The sequence below is a fragment of the Bounagaea algeriensis genome, assembly GCF_054491375.1.
The window spans coordinates 1,810,663-1,827,674 of the sequence record NZ_CM137102.1 but is presented as its reverse complement, the minus strand read 5'-3'; the positions used below and the strand labels follow the sequence as shown (position 1 = coordinate 1,827,674).

Annotated in this window: 16 protein-coding genes and 1 tRNA gene; 10 read left to right on the top strand and 7 right to left on the bottom strand. The window is 70.3% G+C overall.

Features of this window, described 5'->3' with window-relative positions; all coding sequences use genetic code 11:
- Positions 1-97 precede the first annotated feature (97 nt).
- The 5 genes from ACVGV2_RS08245 (at position 98) to ACVGV2_RS08225 (ending at position 5,865) form a co-directional block, all read left to right on the top strand.
- A complete protein-coding gene (locus ACVGV2_RS08245) occupies positions 98-1,192 on the top strand; it encodes an ATP-NAD kinase family protein (protein ID WP_459165454.1) in 1,095 nt (364 codons plus the stop codon).
- Positions 1,193-1,224: 32 nt separating this feature from the next.
- Positions 1,225-2,220, top strand: coding sequence for a thiamine pyrophosphate-dependent dehydrogenase E1 component subunit alpha (locus ACVGV2_RS08240; protein ID WP_459165453.1), 996 nt, complete (start codon positions 1,225-1,227; stop codon positions 2,218-2,220).
- Between the two features lie 14 nt (positions 2,221-2,234).
- The gene (locus ACVGV2_RS08235) at positions 2,235-3,248 is read left to right on the top strand and encodes an alpha-ketoacid dehydrogenase subunit beta (RefSeq protein ID WP_459165452.1); all 1,014 of its coding nucleotides are present in this window, start codon (positions 2,235-2,237) and stop codon (positions 3,246-3,248) included.
- 7 nt (positions 3,249-3,255) lie between these two features.
- On the top strand, positions 3,256-4,392 hold the full coding sequence (locus ACVGV2_RS08230) for an acetoin dehydrogenase dihydrolipoyllysine-residue acetyltransferase subunit (protein WP_459165451.1): 1,137 nt from the start codon (positions 3,256-3,258) through the stop codon (positions 4,390-4,392).
- A gap of 198 nt (positions 4,393-4,590) precedes the next feature.
- Entirely contained in the window at positions 4,591-5,865 is a 1,275-nt protein-coding gene (locus tag ACVGV2_RS08225; RefSeq protein WP_459165450.1) for a GAF domain-containing protein, read from the top strand.
- A gap of 178 nt (positions 5,866-6,043) precedes the next feature.
- Here ACVGV2_RS08225 and ACVGV2_RS08220 read toward each other — a convergent pair whose 3' ends face one another.
- Both ACVGV2_RS08220 and ACVGV2_RS08215 read right to left on the bottom strand, forming a co-directional pair.
- Positions 6,044-6,826, bottom strand: coding sequence for a sulfite exporter TauE/SafE family protein (locus ACVGV2_RS08220; protein ID WP_459165925.1), 783 nt, complete (start codon positions 6,824-6,826; stop codon positions 6,044-6,046).
- A 53-nt stretch (positions 6,827-6,879) separates the two neighbouring features.
- The gene (locus ACVGV2_RS08215; protein ID WP_459165449.1) at positions 6,880-7,059 is read right to left on the bottom strand and encodes a rhodanese-like domain-containing protein; all 180 of its coding nucleotides are present in this window, start codon (positions 7,057-7,059) and stop codon (positions 6,880-6,882) included.
- Positions 7,060-7,225: 166 nt separating this feature from the next.
- Here ACVGV2_RS08215 and ACVGV2_RS08210 point away from each other — a divergent pair, with 166 nt between their 5' ends.
- Complete coding sequence (locus ACVGV2_RS08210) at positions 7,226-7,975, top strand: GntR family transcriptional regulator (protein ID WP_459165924.1); 750 nt, start codon at positions 7,226-7,228, stop codon at positions 7,973-7,975.
- 325 nt (positions 7,976-8,300) lie between these two features.
- Here the strand turns inward: ACVGV2_RS08210 and htpG are convergent, their stop codons facing one another.
- From htpG to ACVGV2_RS08195, 3 genes are all read right to left on the bottom strand, one after another.
- Positions 8,301-10,202 (bottom strand): molecular chaperone HtpG, encoded by a 1,902-nt coding sequence (gene htpG, locus ACVGV2_RS08205; protein ID WP_459165448.1) that lies wholly within the window; start codon positions 10,200-10,202, stop codon positions 8,301-8,303.
- Between the two features lie 277 nt (positions 10,203-10,479).
- Positions 10,480-10,863, bottom strand: a complete 384-nt coding sequence (locus tag ACVGV2_RS08200; RefSeq protein WP_459165447.1) for a hypothetical protein — start codon at positions 10,861-10,863, stop codon at positions 10,480-10,482.
- Positions 10,864-11,306: 443 nt separating this feature from the next.
- A tRNA-Pro gene (locus ACVGV2_RS08195) sits at positions 11,307-11,383 on the bottom strand.
- Positions 11,384-11,748: 365 nt separating this feature from the next.
- On the opposite strand from ACVGV2_RS08195, the gene ACVGV2_RS08190 reads away from it, so the two are divergent.
- The 3 genes from ACVGV2_RS08190 to ACVGV2_RS08180 all read left to right on the top strand — a co-directional run bounded on the left by ACVGV2_RS08190 (position 11,749) and on the right by ACVGV2_RS08180 (position 14,828).
- Positions 11,749-12,465: an SDR family NAD(P)-dependent oxidoreductase gene (locus ACVGV2_RS08190; RefSeq protein ID WP_459165446.1), complete on the top strand. Its 717-nt coding sequence runs from the start codon at positions 11,749-11,751 to the stop codon at positions 12,463-12,465.
- Between the two features lie 335 nt (positions 12,466-12,800).
- Positions 12,801-13,694 carry a DUF368 domain-containing protein gene (locus tag ACVGV2_RS08185; RefSeq protein WP_459165445.1) on the top strand — a complete coding sequence of 298 codons (894 nt, stop codon included), beginning with the start codon at positions 12,801-12,803 and terminating at the stop codon, positions 13,692-13,694.
- Between the two features lie 189 nt (positions 13,695-13,883).
- Entirely contained in the window at positions 13,884-14,828 is a 945-nt protein-coding gene (locus ACVGV2_RS08180) for a pseudouridine synthase (protein WP_459165444.1), read from the top strand.
- A gap of 240 nt (positions 14,829-15,068) precedes the next feature.
- On the opposite strand, the gene ACVGV2_RS08175 is transcribed toward ACVGV2_RS08180, so the two are convergent.
- Entirely contained in the window at positions 15,069-15,452 is a 384-nt protein-coding gene (locus ACVGV2_RS08175) for a DUF5313 family protein (protein WP_459165443.1), read from the bottom strand.
- 133 nt (positions 15,453-15,585) lie between these two features.
- On the opposite strand from ACVGV2_RS08175, the gene ACVGV2_RS08170 reads away from it, so the two are divergent.
- Positions 15,586-15,753 carry a hypothetical protein gene (locus ACVGV2_RS08170; RefSeq protein WP_459165442.1) on the top strand — a complete coding sequence of 56 codons (168 nt, stop codon included), beginning with the start codon at positions 15,586-15,588 and terminating at the stop codon, positions 15,751-15,753.
- Positions 15,754-15,765: 12 nt separating this feature from the next.
- Here ACVGV2_RS08170 and ACVGV2_RS08165 read toward each other — a convergent pair whose 3' ends face one another.
- Complete coding sequence (locus ACVGV2_RS08165) at positions 15,766-16,941, bottom strand: fumarylacetoacetate hydrolase family protein (protein ID WP_459165441.1); 1,176 nt, start codon at positions 16,939-16,941, stop codon at positions 15,766-15,768.
- Positions 16,942-17,012 lie beyond the last annotated feature (71 nt).

The window sequence follows — 17,012 nt, the reverse complement described above, 5'->3', positions numbered from 1 at the left end:
CGCTGACGCAGGGTGCACCCAGGGGTTGCAACCCCTCTGCAACCCTTCTCACACTCGCCTGTGACGCGTATCACCGAGTGCAGGCAGCAGTGACCCCGTGCTGGAGATCGAGGTGGCGATGGGTGCGTCCACGATCGGCGTGATCGCCAACCCGATGTCCGGGCGCGACATCCGGCGACTCGTCGCGCACGCCTCCGTGTTCCCGAACGCCGAGAAGGCGAACATGGTGCTGCGGCTGATCGCCGCCGCCGGACGGCTCGCGGTCGACCGGGTCCTCGTCTCCGCCGACGACGCCGGCATCGCCGGCACCGTGCGCCGCGCACACCTCAAACAGCGCAGCACGGCGGACCGGCCGGAGGTCGCGTTCGTCCGCCCCGAGGCGCCCGAAGGAACCGCGGAGGACACCCGCGAACTCGTGCGCCGGATGCGCGCGGACGGCGCCGACGCGATCGTGCTGCTCGGCGGGGACGGCACGATTCGCGCCGCCGTGCCGGAACTCGACGACCTCCCGGTGCTGCCGCTGTCGACCGGAACGAACAACGCCTTTCCGCAGGTCTGGGAGGCGACCGTCGCGGGCATGGCGATCAGCCTGCTCGCCACCGGCCGGGTCGGCACCGCCGAGGCCACCCGACGCGCCAAGGTGCTGTGGGTCGAGTGCGGCCGGACGCGGGAACCGGCGCTCGTGGACGTGTGCGTGTCCACCGAGACCGACGTGGGTTCCCGGGCGCTGTGGCGGGTCGGTGCGCTGCACGAGCTGTACTGCACCTTCGCCCGGCCGCAGGCGATCGGCCTGTCCGCCGTCGCCGGCCAGCTCGACCCCACCACGCCGGAGGACGAGCACGGCGTCGCGGTGCACCTGTCCGGCAGCGCCTCGGCCCCGCGCTCGGTGCTCGCCCCGATCGCCCCGGGGCTGCTCGACGCGGTCGGTGTGCTCGGCACGTCCCGCTTGACCGACGGGGACAGCGTGCTGAGCGGCGTGCCCGCGGGAACCGTGGCCCTCGACGGTGAGCGCGAGCTGGAGTTCGGCCCCGGCGACGCCGTCCGCATCACGCTGCGCCGCACCGGCCCGCGCGTGGTCGACATCGACGCGGTCCTGCGCCTGGCGGCCGAGCGCGGCCTGCTGCGCACCGACAACGGCTCCACCGGCGGAATCGCCGCGCCCACCGGCGCGGCCGCCGCCAGCTACCGGTGAACGGGTCAATCCCACGTGGAGGAGGTACTGAGATGACCGAGACACTCGCGGCACCGGGATCGCCGGATCTCGACACGGCCGCACTGCACCAGGCCTACCGCACCATGCGCACGATCCGCGCGTTCGAGGAACGCGTGCACGAGGAGTTCGCCACTGGCGACATCCCCGGGTTCGTGCACCTCTACGCCGGGGAGGAAGCCTCGGCGGCCGGCGTGTGCGCGCATCTGGACGAGCGCGACACGATCGCCAGCACCCACCGCGGCCACGGGCACTGCATCGCCAAGGGCGTTGATCCCACGGAGATGATGGCCGAGGTCTACGGCCGCAGCACCGGATCGTGCCGCGGCAAGGGCGGTTCGATGCACATCGCCGACCTGGCCAAGGGCATGCTCGGCGCCAACGGCATCGTCGGCGGCGGTCCGCCGCTGATCTGCGGCACCGCACTGGCCGCCAAGCAGCGCAACACCGGTGGCGTCGGCGTGGCCTTCTTCGGCGACGGCGCCAGCAACCAGGGCACCACGCTGGAGGCGATGAACCTCGCCGCGGTGTGGGACCTTCCGGCGGTGTTCGTCGCGGAGAACAACGGCTACGGCGAAGCCACCGCGAGCTCGTGGTCGGTGGCCGCGGACAACATCGCCGACCGCGCCGCCGGCTTCGGCATGCCCGGCGTCATCGTCGACGGCTTCGACTTCTTCGCCGTGCACGAAGCCGCCGGTGAGGCCGTCGCCCGCGCCCGGCAGGGAGGAGGCCCCACGCTCATCGAGGTCACCTTCACCCGCTACTTCGGACACTTCGAAGGCGACCAGCAGACCTACCGCGGCGACGAGGCCGCCCGGGCTCGCGCCGAACGCGACTGCCTGCAGCGCTTCCGCACCAGGACCACCGAAACCGGACGTCTGTCCGCATCGGACTTGGACGCCGTGGACGTCGAAGTGGCGGCGCTGATCGACAACGCGGTGCAGCAGGCCAAGGACGCACCCAAACCCACCCGCGCCGATCTCGAAACCGACGTGTACGTCGCGTACTGAACGAGGAGTTCACAATGGCCAGAACGATCAGTTACCGCGAAGCGCTCAGCGAAGCGCTGCGGCACGAGATGGAACGCGACGAGAACGTCATCGTCATGGGCGAGGACAACGCCGGCGGTGCCGGCGGATCCGGGTCCGAGGACGCCTGGGGTGGTGTGCTCGGCGTGACCAAGGGGCTGTACCACCAGTTCCCGGGACGGGTGCTGGACACACCGATCACCGAGTCCGGGTTCATCGGAGCGGCGATCGGCGCGGCCACCCGCGGCATGCGCCCGGTGGCCGAGCTGATGTTCATGGACTTCATGGGCGTGTGCTTCGACCAGATCTTCAACCAGGCGGCGAAGTTCCGGTACATGTTCGGCGGGAAGGCCGTCACCCCGGTGGTCATCCGCACCATGTACGGAGCCGGGCTGCGGGCCGCCGCGCAGCACTCGCAGACGCTGTACGGGGCGTTCACCTCCGTGCCCGGGTTGAAGGTCGTGGTGCCCTCCAGCCCGTACGAGGCGAAGGGCTTGATGACCCAGGCCATCCGCGACGACGACCCGGTGATCTTCTGCGAGCACAAGGCCATGTACGACACCTCCGGTGACGTTCCGGAGGAGAGCTACACGATCCCGTTCGGCGAGGCCGAGTTCGTCCGCGAAGGCGGCGATGCCACCGTCGTGGCCATCGGCCGCATGGTCTCGGTGGCCGGCGAGGCCGCGGACGAGCTGGCCGCCACCGGCATCGAGTGCGAGGTGATCGACCCGCGCACCACCAGTCCGCTGGACGTGGACTCGATCATCGAAAGCGTCGAGCAGACCGGACGGCTCGTGGTCGTCGACGAATCCACGCCGCGGTGCAACGTGGCCACCGACATCTGCGCGCAGGTCGCCTCGCAGGCCTTCCACGCGCTGCGCGCACCGGTGCAGATGGTCACCGCCCCGCACACCCCGGTGCCGTTCTCCGACTCGCTGGAGGACCTCTACATCCCGGATCCGCAGCGCGTCGCGAACGCGGTGAAGACGGCGATCGACGGGACGAGGTGAGCGGCGCATGGCTGATGAGCGGATCCAGCGGGTGGCGATGCCCAAATGGGGCCTGTCGATGAAAACCGGCAAGATCACCGAGTGGATCGCCGCCGAAGGAGACGAGATCGACTCCGGTGACGATCTCGCCGAGGTCGAGACCGACAAGATCGCGGGCACGATCGAATCCACCTGGCAGGGACGACTGCGTCGGATCGTCGCACCGGTCGGTTCCGACGCGCCCGTGGGCGCCACGATCGCCGTCATCGCCCCGCAGGAGGTGCCCGACGCGGAGGTCGAGGCGGTGGCCACCGAAGCCGCCGAGCAGATAGCCGCCGGCGAGGTGGAAGAGGCGGCCGGCCCGCGCACGGACACCGTCGAAGTGGACGGCAGGTCGCTGAGCTACGCGGTGCTCGGCGAGGAAACCTCCGGCGAACCGCTCGTGCTGGTGCACGGCTACGGCGGGGACAAGAACTCCTGGCTGTTCGTGCAGGAACCCCTCGCCCAGCAGCAACCGGTGTACGCGCTGGACCTGCCCGGCCACGGCGCATCGGGCAAGGATCTCGGCGACGGCGACGTGCTGGACACGCTCACGCGGGCGGTCACCGGTTTCCTCGAAGCGCTCGGCATCACCCGCGCCCACCTCGTCGGGCATTCGCTCGGCGGCGCCGCGGCCGTCTCCGCGGCGGAGGCCGCCCCGCGGCGGGTCGCCTCGCTGACCCTCCTCGCCCCGGCCGGGTTCGGGTCGCGGATCAACGCCGACTACATCCGCGGATTCGCCGCGGCGAGCACCCGCCGCGAGCTCAAACCGCACGTCGGCGAGCTGTTCGCCGACTCGTCGCAGGTCACACGGCAGATCGTGGACGACCTGCTGAAGTACAAGCGGCTCGACGGGGTGGGCGAGGCGCTGTCCGCCCTGGTGGAGGCGCTCGTGACCGACAGCGACGCGCAGGGCGTGGACGTGCAGCGGACCGCCGCCGAGCTGGACGTGCCGGTGGTCACGGTGTGGGGTGAGCAGGATCGGGTCCTGCCCGCGGAGAACGCGGTCGCCCTGCCGGAGGCGGTGCAGCTCACCCGCCTGGGCGAAGCGGGTCACATGGTGCACATGGAAGCGCCGCGCTCGGTGGTCACCGCAGTCGGCACGGCCACCGGCGGCGAGCGGTAGCCGGGGAGATACCGGTACCACGCCGGGCGCCAACCGCCCTGGCGCAGGGCGGAGCCACGGGGACCGTGGACCGGATCGATCCGGTCCACGGTCCCCGTGGCGCGTGCGGTGCGGCGTCGGCAGAATCACGCCCACGGGTGCACGGACGTGCACGCCGCGAGCACCACGCCCCACGCGCCCTGCCCGAGGGAGACGCCGGTGCGCCGTGACCAGCTGGAACCCGCTGTGCCCACGGGCACGGACCCGCGCCGGTACGCGCGCGTGCTGGCAGCGGTGCACGAGGCGGCCCTGACCGGGTCGTCGCCGCCGGTGCGCCCGCGCAGCGTCATCGAGCAGTCCTGGTCGCGCGTGCAGGCAGGCGGGGTCGATCCGGACCGCGGCTGCGACCCGGCACCGCTGCCGCCGGACGAGGTGCAGCGGCGGCGCCGCGCCAGCAAACTCGGCGGACTCCTGCCCCAACTGCGCGGCGAGCTCGTCGCCGTCGCCGACGAGGCCTCGCACATCATGGTCGTCGCCGACGCCGACGGGCGGGTGCTGTGGCGCGACGGCAGCACCGCGGTGCGCCGCCGCGCGGACACGTTGGCCTTCGTCGAAGGCGCGGACTGGAGCGAACGCACCGTCGGCACGAACGCGATCGGCACCGCGCTGGCCACCGGCCGTCCCGTGCAGGTGTACTCCGCCGAGCACTACGTGCGCACCCACCACCCGTGGACCTGTTCGGCCTCCCCGATCAACGACCCCGCCAGCGGTGCCGCGCTCGGCGTCGTCGACGTCAGCGGCCCGGCCGCCACCGTGCACGCGAGCACGCTCGCCCTGGTCGACGCGGTCGCCAAACTCGCCGAGATGCACCTGCGCACCGCCCACCACGAGCAGCTGGAGCGGCTGCGGAGCGTCTCCGCGCCGCTGCTGGCCGGCGGCACGTCCCCCGCTCTGGCCGTCGACCGGCACGGCTGGGTCGCGGCCGTGTCCGGAACGGCCCCGGTCAACCGCGTGCTGCTGCCCGAGTTCGGCGAGGACGCCGAGACGTGGGTGCCGGCGCTGGGACCGTGCACGGCCGAGCCGCTGCCCGGCGGCTGGCTGCTGCGCCCGCGCGGTGAGGAAATGCCCGCGCGCACCACCACCTGGCTGGACCTGCGGCGGGCGGACCGCTACTCGCTCGTCATCAGCGGGCCCAGCGGCACGTGGGAGCACCGGCTGAGTCCGCGGCACGCCGAGATCCTGTACGTGCTGGCCCGCTCACCCGAGGGGCGCAGCGCGGCCGCCCTGGCCGAAGACCTGTTCGGCGATGCCGCGCGCACCACCACCGCCCGCGCCGAGATGTCCCGGCTGCGGCGCCATCTCGACGGCGTGCTCGCCCAACGCCCGTACCGCTTCGACGAGCGCGTCGAAGTGCGGGTGCGGGGACCGGATCCGCCGACCGCGCTGCTGCCGACGAGCTCCGCGCCGGGTGTGCTGCGGCTGCGCGACGGTTGAGAACTTCCCGTGGTAATACCCGCAGCCAGCTGGCCTGGTCATACGCGGGTTTCCAGCGGGCTCGTTTTCCGTCGCCCCGCAACTCCGGGGGACGCGCCGCCCGTGCTCTCGTCCACCAGCGCGGCGAGATTGCGGGCGACCCGGAAAGGTCCCACTCGGGCGACGTTGCGCTCGACCATTACCCGAGAGCGGTGGGGTCGAGGACGGCCGCCACCGCCACTCCGGCGGCGACTGCGAGGACGACGGCGGCGAACCCGCGGCGCAGCGTGGCCGCGGGCAGGCGGGGTGCCAGTCGGCCCGCGAGGCCGGATGTCACCAGCGCGGCGCCGGCGAAAGTGAGCAGGACGGTGTAGTCGAGACCGGCCGCCGCGGTGGCGTGCGCGGCCAGTCCGGCCACAGCGTTGATGAGCACGATCACCAGCGAGGTGGCCACGGCTGCTTGGGTTTGCAGCCCGAGCAGGATGCTCAGGGCGGGGACGATGACGAAGCCGCCGCCGACGCCGAGCAGGCCGGTGAGCATCCCGACGGCGGCGCCGGCGCCGAGGGTCTTGGGCAGGCAGCTGCGCCAGTTGATGCCGCCCTCGCTGGGGCGGCAGGCTCCGGCGTGGTTCTCGCCGCCGCGCAGCATGTGCACGGCCACGACGACCATGAGCGCGGCGAAGGCCAGCAGCAGCCCGCGCTGCGGGAGCAGACGTCCCAGGGCGGTGCCGGCGAAGGCGGCCGGAACACCGGCGGCGCCGAAGACCAGCGCCACAAACCGCTGCACGTAGGCGCGGCGAAGCCGGGAGCTGAGACCCCCCACGGACGAGATCACGACCACGGCCAGCGAGGTGGGAATCGCAACTTGCAGGGGTTGGCCGACGCCGTAGACCAGGGCTGGCACGGCCAGGATCGAGCCGCCGGCACCCAGCAGCCCCAGGGCCAGCCCGATGATCGCGCCGAACAGGCCCGCCAGAATCACCATCGTCTCCTGCGTCTGCGACAGCTACCCGTCGGCTACGCCCCGAAGCCAGCTCACGGCCCGAAGGGAAGGGTGGGCACACCGCCGTCGTGCTGCTGCCACCCACTCATTCCGCCCTCCAGCACGCTGAGCCGTTCCAGTCCGGCCGAGGCCAGCACACCGCGGGCCTGCTCGGCCCGGGTACCGGAAGCGCACACGAGCACGACCGGGTCGAGTTCCTCGACTGCGGTCACACGCGTCAGGCGTTTCTCCTTCGATCCGACGACCGACCCCGAACTCCCATGTTGCATGCTTGTACGGACTACCGTACCTTTAGCGGATGTGGAAGCCAACCGGAATGCGCGAAGCCAGCACGAACGGGAACTGGACCGAGCTAGCCCCGTCCCGCTTTGGGCCCAGGTGCATCGCCAGCTCGGGCGCCGCATCGCCGCCGAGGAGTTCCGTGCTGGCCTTCCCAGCGAGCAGGAACTACAGACCCAGTACGGGGTCAGTCGTCACACGGTGCGGCAGGCTCTGCGCCAACTCCGCGCGGAAGGGGTAATCACCGCGCAGCGTGGGCGCGGTACTCGTGTCGTTGGCGAGCCAGGACTCGAGCAACCCCTGGGGGCGCTCTACAGCCTGTTCAATTCTGTCGAGGACAGCGGGCACGAGCAGCGCAGCGTGACGCTGCGCCTCGAGGAGCAGGCCGATGGGGTCATCGCCGCGCAGCTGGGGCGGGAGGAGTCCACACCGCTGTTGCACGTGGCGCGTCTGCGCTTGGCCGCGGAGGAGCCGCTGGCCGTGGACCGGGTGTGGTTGCCTGCTGACCTCGCTCGGCCGCTGCTGGACGTGGATTTCCGCCACACCTCGCTGTACCGGGAGCTGCGGCAGCGGTGCGGGCTGCGCGTCACGGCCGGGGATGAACAGATCACGGCGGTGATGCCCTCATCGGCAGAACGGGAGGTGTTGGCCGTCCCCGACGGTGCTGGTGCCTTCCGAATCCACCGGTTCGGCTGCACAAGCACGCACGACCACCCCATCGAGTACCGAAGCACCCTCGTGCGCGGGGATCGCTTCAGCTTCCGCGCGCACTGGTCTCCGCACGAGGAGTACCGGATCAGTATCGCCTCGCCGCAACTCATGCCGGATGCACCACCGCACGCGAACTGACGCGGAAAACGCACCCGCGCAAGCGCACCCGGCAAAACCTCTCCGGCAGCACCGCACAGGTTGACACCACCAGCGCGAACGGCGCTGTCGCTGGGGAGCGCAAATACAACGGTTCTGTCCAAGGTTGCGTGATGACCGGTATCGGGTGATGACCGGGGTTCAACCGGAATCGCCGCTGAACAGCACCCACCACCCGGGCACCGCGTCCGGGGACTGCGGTGGTGCTCGCCGCGGCTGGGAAATCGAACGCGGCGCACACTCGATGCGCCCCCGCTCGAAGGGGCCGGACAGCGGTCGCTTCCGGCCCCGACGGGGACGAGCGCGATCACAGCGTCCGGGCGAGCCTGTTGGCCAGCAGACCGGTGAACTGCGCCGGTTCCCGGAGCTCACCGCCCTCGGCCAACAGCGCCATGCCGTGGAGGAGTTCGGCCGTCTCCTCCAGTTCCGGGCTCTCCCCGTGCTCGCCGTAGGAATCGCGCATTCCGCTCACGAGGGGGTGGTCGGGATTGACCTCGAGGATGCGCTTCACCGGCGGCATCTCGTGGCCCATGGCACGGTACATCTTCTCCAGGGTCGGCCCCATGTCGTTGCTGTCACCAACCACGCAGGCCGGTGACGTGCTCAAGCGCGAGGACAGCCGCACTTCCTTCACATCGTCGGCGAGCTTGGTCGTCATCCAGGACAGCACCTCGGAAAACTCCTGCTCCTGCTGCGCCCTCTCGCCGCCGGAGTCGTCCTCGTCGAGGTCGACCTGGCCCTTGGCGATCGACTGGAACCGCTTGCCGTCGAACTCCGGAACCGACTCCACCCACATCTCGTCGACCGGGTCGGTCAGCAGCAGCACTTCCACGCCCTTGTCCCGGAAGGCCTCGATGTGCGGGGAGTTCTCGACCTTGGATCGCGAACTGCCGGTGATGTAGTAGATGCTTTCCTGGTCGTCCTGCATCCGCTCGATGTACTGGCGCAGGCTCGTCCTGTTCTCCGGGTCGTGCGTGGACTCGAAGGACGCGATCTCGAGGATCTGATCGCGGTTGTCGACGTCGTTGAGCAGTCCCTCCTTGACTGCCTGGCCGAACTGGTCCCAGAACTTCGCGTAACGATCCGGGTCCTCATCCATCATGTCCTTGACCGTGGACAGGACCTTCTTGACCAGGCGCCTGCGCATCATCTGGATCTGGCGGTCCTGCTGCAGGATCTCCCGCGAAACGTTGAGGGAGAGGTCCTGCGCGTCCACCACGCCCTTGACGAAGCGCAGGTACTCCGGCAGGAGCTCTTCGCAGTCGTCCATGATGAACACGCGCTTGACGTAGAGCTGGACACCGCGCTTGTGGTCCCGCGTGAAGAGGTCGAAGGGGGCGACCGAGGGGATGAACAGCAGCGCCTGGTACTCGATCGTGCCCTCGGCCCGCAGGTGGAGCGTCTCGAGCGGGTCGTTCCAGTCGTGGCTGATGTGCTTGTAGAACTCGCGGTACTCCTCCTCGGCGACCTCCTCCTTGGGGCGCGCCCAGAGCGCCTTCATCGAGTTGATCGTCTCGAGCTGCCGCGCGGAACCACCCTCGGAGTCGGTGCGCTCCACCTCCATGCGGATGGGCCACGAGATGAAGTCGGAGTAGCGCTTGACGATGTCGGTGATCGTCGTGCTGTCGGTGTAGTCGAGCAGGCTGTCTTCCTGGTCCTCGGCCTTCAGGTGCAGCGTCACCGCCGTGCCCTGCGGGGCCTCGTCGACCGTCTCGATGGTGTAGGTGCCCTCACCGGTCGAGTCCCACCGGGTGCCGGTGCTCTCGCCCGCCCTGCGGGTCAGCAGCGTCACCCTGTCGGCGACCATGAAGCTGGAGTAGAAACCGAGCCCGAACTGCCCGATCAGTTCTTGGGCGGCCGCACCGTCGTTCGTGTCCTTCAACCGCTGGAGGAGCTCGGCCGTGCCCGACTTCGCGATCGTGCCGATCAGCTCCTGGACCTCGTCGCGCGACATCCCGATACCGTTGTCGCGCACCGTCAACGTGCGGTGCTGCTCGTCGGTCTCGATCAGGACGTGCGGATCGGAGGTGTCCGCCTCCAGGTCCTTGTCGCGGAAGGACTCCAGCCGCACCTTGTCGAGCGCGTCCGAAGCGTTGGAAACGAGCTCGCGCAGGAACGTGTCCTTGTTCGAGTATATGGCGTGCACCATCAACTGCAACAACTTGCGAGATTCCGCCTGGAATTCGAACGTTTCCGCCTGCGTACTCACGGATCCCCTTTCCCGAAACAACATTTCCCGCGCGTCGCCCCGAACGACGACACCAGTGCGGCCGGGATTATAGGACCCCGCGCGAACGCGCCGCTCATCCCACCACGGCACCCTCCCACGCGCACCGGCCGGCAGCGGTCGACCCCGACGCTCCCGACGAGCACCCGGATCCGCTGCACAGCCTGCTCAGCGGAGCGCCCCGAAACACGACGAGGCACCAGTGCTGAGGCACCAGTGCTGCTGTGCAGCCCCACCGCAGCCGCGCCTCTCGGCCACCTCACCCGCCTGCGGCAACCGCGTCGGAGAAGTTCCGATGGGGACGGTTGACGATCACGGAAGCCCCGTCTTCGGAAGCACGGGCTTGCACCAGTCGAGTCAGAGAAGCCGAGTAGAAGACGAACGGTGAACTGAACAGCAGGACGAATCCGAGTACAGCGAACCCACCGAGCACAGCGCTCTGACGATTAATGATGGCAGCGGCCATGAATGCACCCAAGATCAGCACGAGAGCCGACCAGAACATGACCTGCGTGAGCGTGAACAAGATCGTCCGCGTCCGTGCGCACCGCTCGCAGAGCGGCCAGTCACGCACACCGACGATCTGAACTTTTCGCGCCTTCTCGCCGAGACGGCCGGCCATGCCAAGGGGGTTGGCACTCATGAAACGGCTTCCCCGCGGGTGAGCGCGCGACTGGAGCGCGAAGTCTCGCCGTCGAAAAGCAGGGCGCCCGTGACGAACGCAGTACGGTGGCAAGCTGGCAGACCTGCCAACCATCTCCGCCGACAAGACGAGCTCTTCCCGCTCCATCTGCCCTCCAGCAGTCACCGACGACACCGCGGACCGGCCCAGGATGCCCTGACCAATCTGGGCGGCCGCGAAGCGGGATGGGCGGGCACGGCAACATCACCACGACCCAGCGCTACATCCACCCGAACCAGCAATCGATCAACGATGCCGGGGCCGCCCTGTCCGCGTTCCTGAAAGGCGAGCGGTCCCCACGTGGTCCCCACTTGAGGGCGGTGTGATCGTGCGCGCTGATCTCGAACCAGACAAGAAAAGCCCGCTGACCTGTGCTTTCAAGCCAGATCAGCGGGCTTCGCCGCTGGTCGGGACGGCGGGATTTGAACCCACGACCCCCTGACCCCCAGTCAGGTGCGCTACCAAACTGCGCCACGTCCCGTTGCGGTGCAATACCACTCTAGCGCACGCTGCGCCGCTGCGATCAGACCCCCCTCCTTTGCTGTCATCGCAGCACAACCCAGACGCCGCTCACACCGGAAAGCCTTGAATTCAGTTAACACTGAAACAACGCGCACAATCAACGCTCCGGAGCGAACACCGCGAACCGGCGGCGCTGCCCGAGCGCACTCCGCGATCGTCCGTGCATCCGCGGGCGAAGATCGCTACGCTCCGCTGCGAAAGAGCGACCGACCGCTTCCCGACCACGCCGGCGCCACCCCTGCCGAGCACGCACCGAGCCGCGGCATCGGCCGGTCGCCGCCCCTCCTCCGCCCGACAGCGGCGGCTGCCCGCCAGGAGGTCCCGATGAACTGGTTCAGCAACGCCCGGATCGCCGTCACCGGAGCCGCGGGCGGCATCGGTCGGCAGACCTGCACGACTCTCGAAACACGCGGCGCCCGCGTGTTCGCCCTCGACCGCACCCCCACCGATGTCGGCGAGCACGTGCCGTGCGACGTCACCGACGAGCACAGCGTCGGCCAGGCCCGGTCCCGCGTCCTCGAGCAGGCCGGCGGCATCGACGGACTGGTCACCGCGGCCGGCGTGGTCGAGGACGACGTGCCCGCCGAGGAGATGAGCGCCGCGGAGTTCGACAGGGTGCTCGGCGTCAACCTGCGCGGCGTGTTCCTCGCCTGCTCCACCTTCGGCAAGGCCATGCTGGAGGCAGGCGGCGGTCGGATCGTCAACGTCGCCTCGATGTCCGGCAACCACGTCGTGAACATTCCGCAGAAGCAGGCCGCCTACAACTCATCGAAGGCCGCGGTGAGCGCGCTGACGCGCTCGCTGGCCGTCGAGTGGACCGGCCGCGGGGTCCGCGTCAACGCCATCTCCCCGGGCTACGTCCGCACCAGCCTCGTCGAAGGAAAGTCCGAGCTCTTCGACGGCTGGTTGCGAGGGACACCGGCGGGCCGGTTCGCCGCCCCCGACGAAGTCGCGGGCGCCATCGCTTGGCTGCTCAGCGATGAAGCCGCCTACTGCGCCGGCACCGAACTGCTCATCGACGGCGGCTACTCCCTGGCCTGAGGAGCCCCTTCCCCGGAGCACGGGGCGCGGTCCCCTCAGCAGTGAAACCTCCGAGGCGGCCCACCTCCGGACCGAAACGGCAGAACGGACGGCTGACCAGGGTCTGCGCACTCGAGCACCGCGCCTTCAGTAGTGTCGAGCACACGTCCCTGTTGTTGAGCCGGCCGGTCGACGGGTGCTGCCACGGCAGTCGCCGCGCCGGTCCGTCCCGTGAAGGTCAAGGAGAGCTGGTGACGAAATCCCTCCCTCGTATGGCCACCCGGCCATCCTGGTCGAGGAGCGTTCTGAACGCGGTGCGCGGCGCGCTGATCGGTACCGCGGAAACGGTGCCAGGGGTGAGCGGCGGCACGGTCGCACTGATCACCGGTGTGTACGAAGCGCTCATCACATCCGCCGGACACCTGTTCTCCGGGATCCGCCGGGCCGCCGTCGACCTGCCGAAGGGTCGCGGTCTGGACCGGGCCAACGCCGAGTTCCGCAGTGTGCGCTGGGATGTCGTACTCCCGGTACTCGTGGGCATGGTGTTCGCCGTGCTGGTGGTGGCCCGCTTCATGGAAGGGTTCGTCACGGGTTACCCGATCCACACGCGAGCGCTGTTCTTCGGGCTCGTGCTCGCCTCGCTGTGGGTCCCGTTCTCGCTCGCCCAGCGCGCCACGCGGCCTCGTCCGGACCGGGCAGCCTGGAGCGCGCGCAACGCGGTCATCGCGCTCGTGGTGGCCGCCGCGACGTACCTGGTGGTCAGCCTGCCGCCGAGCGATGTCTCGGCCACGCCGTTCGTGATCGTGCCGGCGGCGATGGTGGCAGTGGCGGCGCTCGTCCTGCCGGGGCTGTCCGGCTCGTTCATCCTGCTGACGTTCGGCCTCTACGAGCCCACGATCTCCGCGCTCAACGACCGCGATCTGGGTTACATCGGACTGTTCTTCCTCGGCGCGATGATCGGCCTCGCCTCGATCGTGAAGCTGCTGCAGTGGCTGCTCGAGCACCGCGGGCAGATCACGCTGGTCGTGCTCACCGGTGTGATGGCGGGCAGCCTGCGCGCGCTGTGGCCGTGGCAGGACGACAACCGCGAGTTCGTCGCCCCGGACGCGCACCTGGGGGCGGGCGTCCTCATGTTCGCGATCGGGTTCCTCGTCGTCGTGGCCATCCTCGTGGTCGAACGCCGCTTCGCCTCCGGCGGTTCGGGAGGTGACCTGTCGGTGGAGGAGACCCAGCAGATCCCGCGCAGCTGAGCGCGTCCGCGGCGGTGGCCGGTCCCGTTCGGGGCCGGCCACCGCCGCGTCGCGGCCTTCCCGCCACGCGCAACCCGGCGCGCCGAGGCCGTCAGCAGGCACTGCCGCACTCGGTGAGTCGGTTCTTCGCCGTGCGCCGGCGCGGCCACGGCCTGCGGCTGGCCGCACCGGAACCGGTAACCTGAGCACGTGGCACGCAGCAGGCGATCACCACTGCCGCAGCGGAACGGGGTCGACGCGACGCCGGTCAAGCTCCCCCGGCAGCAGCAGTGGGAGACGCTCTGGGCCTACCTGCAGGAACGCTTCGACGCCTCCGCCGAGCAGCTGGCGGCGAAGTTCCGCGCCGGCGACATCGCCGACTCCTCCGGCCCGGTCGACGCGGATGCCGCGTTCGTTCCCGGCGGGAAGGTCTGGATCCACCGCGAGCCGCCCGCGGAGCCCCCGGTGCCCTTCGACATCGGGGTGCTGCACCAGGACGAGGACGTCCTCGTCGTCGACAAGCCGCACTTCCTCGCCACCACCCCGCGCGGGCAGCACGTGCTGCAGACGGTGCTGGCGCGGTTGCGCGAACAGCTGGGCCTGCCGCAGCTCGTCGCCGCGCACCGGCTGGACCGCATGACCGCCGGCGTGCTGCTGCTGGTGGTCAACCCCGCCCAGCGGGGCACCTACCAGAAGCTGTTCCAGCAGCGCCGCGTGCGCAAGGAGTACCACGCCGTCGCGGCCCGCCGCTCCACTGTGGATTTTCCGCGGGTGGTGCGGAACCGGCTGGAGAAGAAGCCGGGATGCCGGGCGGCGCAGACGATCCCCGGGCGGCCGAACAGCGCCACCGAGGTCGAACTGCTCGAGCAGCGCGGGGCGCTCGGCCACTACCGGCTCGTTCCGCGCACCGGCCGCACCCACCAGCTGCGCGCGCACATGAACCACCTGGGCACGCCGATCCTCGGGGACGACCTGTACCCGCGCGTGGCCATCCGCCCCGCGGGCGACTTCACGCGCCCGCTGCAGTTGCTGGCGAGCGCGCTCGAGTTCACCGACCCGATCAGCGGGCACGTGCGGCGGTTCGAAACGCGGCAGCGCCTGCAGGCGTGGGTCGACTACCGCGGGTGGGCGGACTGCCGACCGGGTCGGGCATGACCGAGCCCACTTGACGGGTCGGCGCTCGCGCAGCAGCCTGTTCCGCCGGACATCGGCTCGATCACGCGCCCGGGATCGGCGGCGTGCGCCTGTTCCCGGGGCTGTCCGACGCGCACCCGGAGCGGTTGGTGGGACTCTGCTGGCCAACGAGGTCGCCGGGATCAACATCGTGTTCTCGGTCGCCACGGTGCCGCTGTTCGGCGGTCTGGTCGCCGCGATCGTGGCGGGCGGCAACCGCGGTCACTCCCACCAGTGGCGGTGGTTCATACCTCGCTTGCCCGCCCGGCGCACGTCCTTGTCGAGCGCGCGGATCTCCCGGGCCATCCCGGGCGGGTAGCCGTGCTTGATCGCGCGGTGCTCGGCCGCTTCGCCCATGTAGCAGAACGAGTAGAACAGCCCGACGAACAACCCCAGTGCGACGGCGCTCACACTGATCCACAGCGGTCCGGGCAAGAGCACGAGCAGGCAGAACGGAGCCAGTTGGCTCAGCGCCCGCGCGAGGTGCCGCAGCGGCCACGTGCGGGCCGTGACGTCGTGCAACACCCACTCGGCGTGGCGGTCGGGGAGCTTGCCGCCGAAGGCGTACCAGACCCACTGCGCCGGGTTGGGGCGTTCACTGGCCACGGCCCCAGGTTAGTCGCCGGGGGTGCGCACCGACCAGAACCGGGACGGTCCGGAGCGCACGCTCGTTCGCCCCCGCGGGCCGTAACGAAACGCGCGGTTCAGCGATATGATCTCCTGAAGGAGGAGGATCACCGTGTTCATCATCGCCGTGACCGTGTTGACCGTGCTGCTCGTGGGATGCGTCATCTTCACCGACCTGGTGGAACAGGACGGATCGGTGAGCGCCCGCAGCCTGCAACGCGCAACCGATCAGTTGATCCGGGCGGTGCGGGCGCTCTTCTCCGCACCGCGCCCGCGCTGACCGCACCGCCGGCTACGTCGGTGCGCTGAGCAGGCCCCGCCCCGCGAGGTTGCGCAGCAGCTCACCGACACCGAAGGTCCACTGCGGACACTCCTCGCAGGTGGCGACGTCGTTGACGAGCGCACCGAGGTCGGGCGAGGTGATGCGCACCCGGTCTCCGGAGTGGTGGGTGAACCCGTGGCCGGCGACGTCGCGGTCCTCGGTGGGGGCGAACGCGGTTCCCGTGTAGAGCAGGAACCCGTCCGGGTACTGGTGCGATCCGAGGGCAGCTGCCACGAGCTCTTCCGGGGTGCGGCTGATCTCGCGCATCGAGCTGTGCCCGTCGAGGACGAAACCGTCCGTGCCGGCCACGTGCAGGTGCAGGTCGGCGCGGCGAACCCGGTCGAGGTCGAAATCCGCGTCGCACAGCCGGATCAGCGGCCCGAGCGCGGCCGAGGCGTTGTTGTCCTTGGCTTTGGGCAGCAGCAGGGCGCTGCGGCCTTCGACGTCGCGCAGGTTCACGTCGTTGCCGAGCGTGGCGCCGAGGATGCGTCCGTCGGAGCGCACCGCGAGGACCACTTCGGGTTCGGGGTTGTTCCACTGCGAAACGTCGGGGATGCCAACGTTTTCACCAGCCCCGACGGCTGCGAGCAGGGGCGCTTTGGTGAAGATCTCCGGGTCGGGGCCCAGGCCGACTTCGAGGTACTGCGACCACAGTCCGTCCTGCTGGAGCCACTGCTTGGCGGCGCGCGCCTGCGGCGTTCCGGGGCGCACGGAGGCGATCGCGTCGCCGACGGCGCGTTCGACGCGTGCGCGGACTTCGGCCGCTTCGCCCGCATCGCCTCCGGCGCGTTCTTCGATGACGCGTTCGAGCATGCTGCCCGCGAAGGTGACACCGGCGGCTTTGAGCACGTGCAGGTCGGCCGGGGCCAGCAGCCGCGGCCCATCGCCACCGCGCAGCGTCGTCGCCAGGACGTCGGCGAGCGGCCATTCCCGTCGCGGCGGGGCTTCGCGCGCCAGGCCCACCGGATCGGGGTGCTCGGTCAGCGCGCTGAGCGTGGGGGTGGTGTCGCTGAGGTCGACGAGCCGGTCGCCGCGGACGGCGACGACGGCGGGTCCGGCCGCGGCGGGGTCGTACGCGCGGCCCACGAGCGTGGCCGACGGGTGGTCGCTGGGCAGGACGTCGTGCACGTTCGGCAGCACGGGCACTCCTCGCGGTCGGTTGGCTGCGCCCAACCTAGCGGGCTTCGCGGGGGTGTGTGCGCCTCCGCACGGCGCAG

Bases quoted from the DNA above. Each gene is read 5' to 3' on its own strand.
- ACVGV2_RS08240 (WP_459165453.1), top strand. From the start codon at position 1,225: ATGACCGAGACACTCGCGGCACCGGGATCGCCGGATCTCGACACGGCC.
- ACVGV2_RS08235 (WP_459165452.1), top strand. From the start codon at position 2,235: ATGGCCAGAACGATCAGTTACCGCGAAGCGCTCAGCGAAGCGCTGCGG.
- ACVGV2_RS08230 (WP_459165451.1), top strand. From the start codon at position 3,256: ATGGCTGATGAGCGGATCCAGCGGGTGGCGATGCCCAAATGGGGCCTG.
- ACVGV2_RS08200 (WP_459165447.1), bottom strand. From the start codon at position 10,863: ATGAGTGCCAACCCCCTTGGCATGGCCGGCCGTCTCGGCGAGAAGGCG.
- ACVGV2_RS08190 (WP_459165446.1), top strand. From the start codon at position 11,749: ATGAACTGGTTCAGCAACGCCCGGATCGCCGTCACCGGAGCCGCGGGC.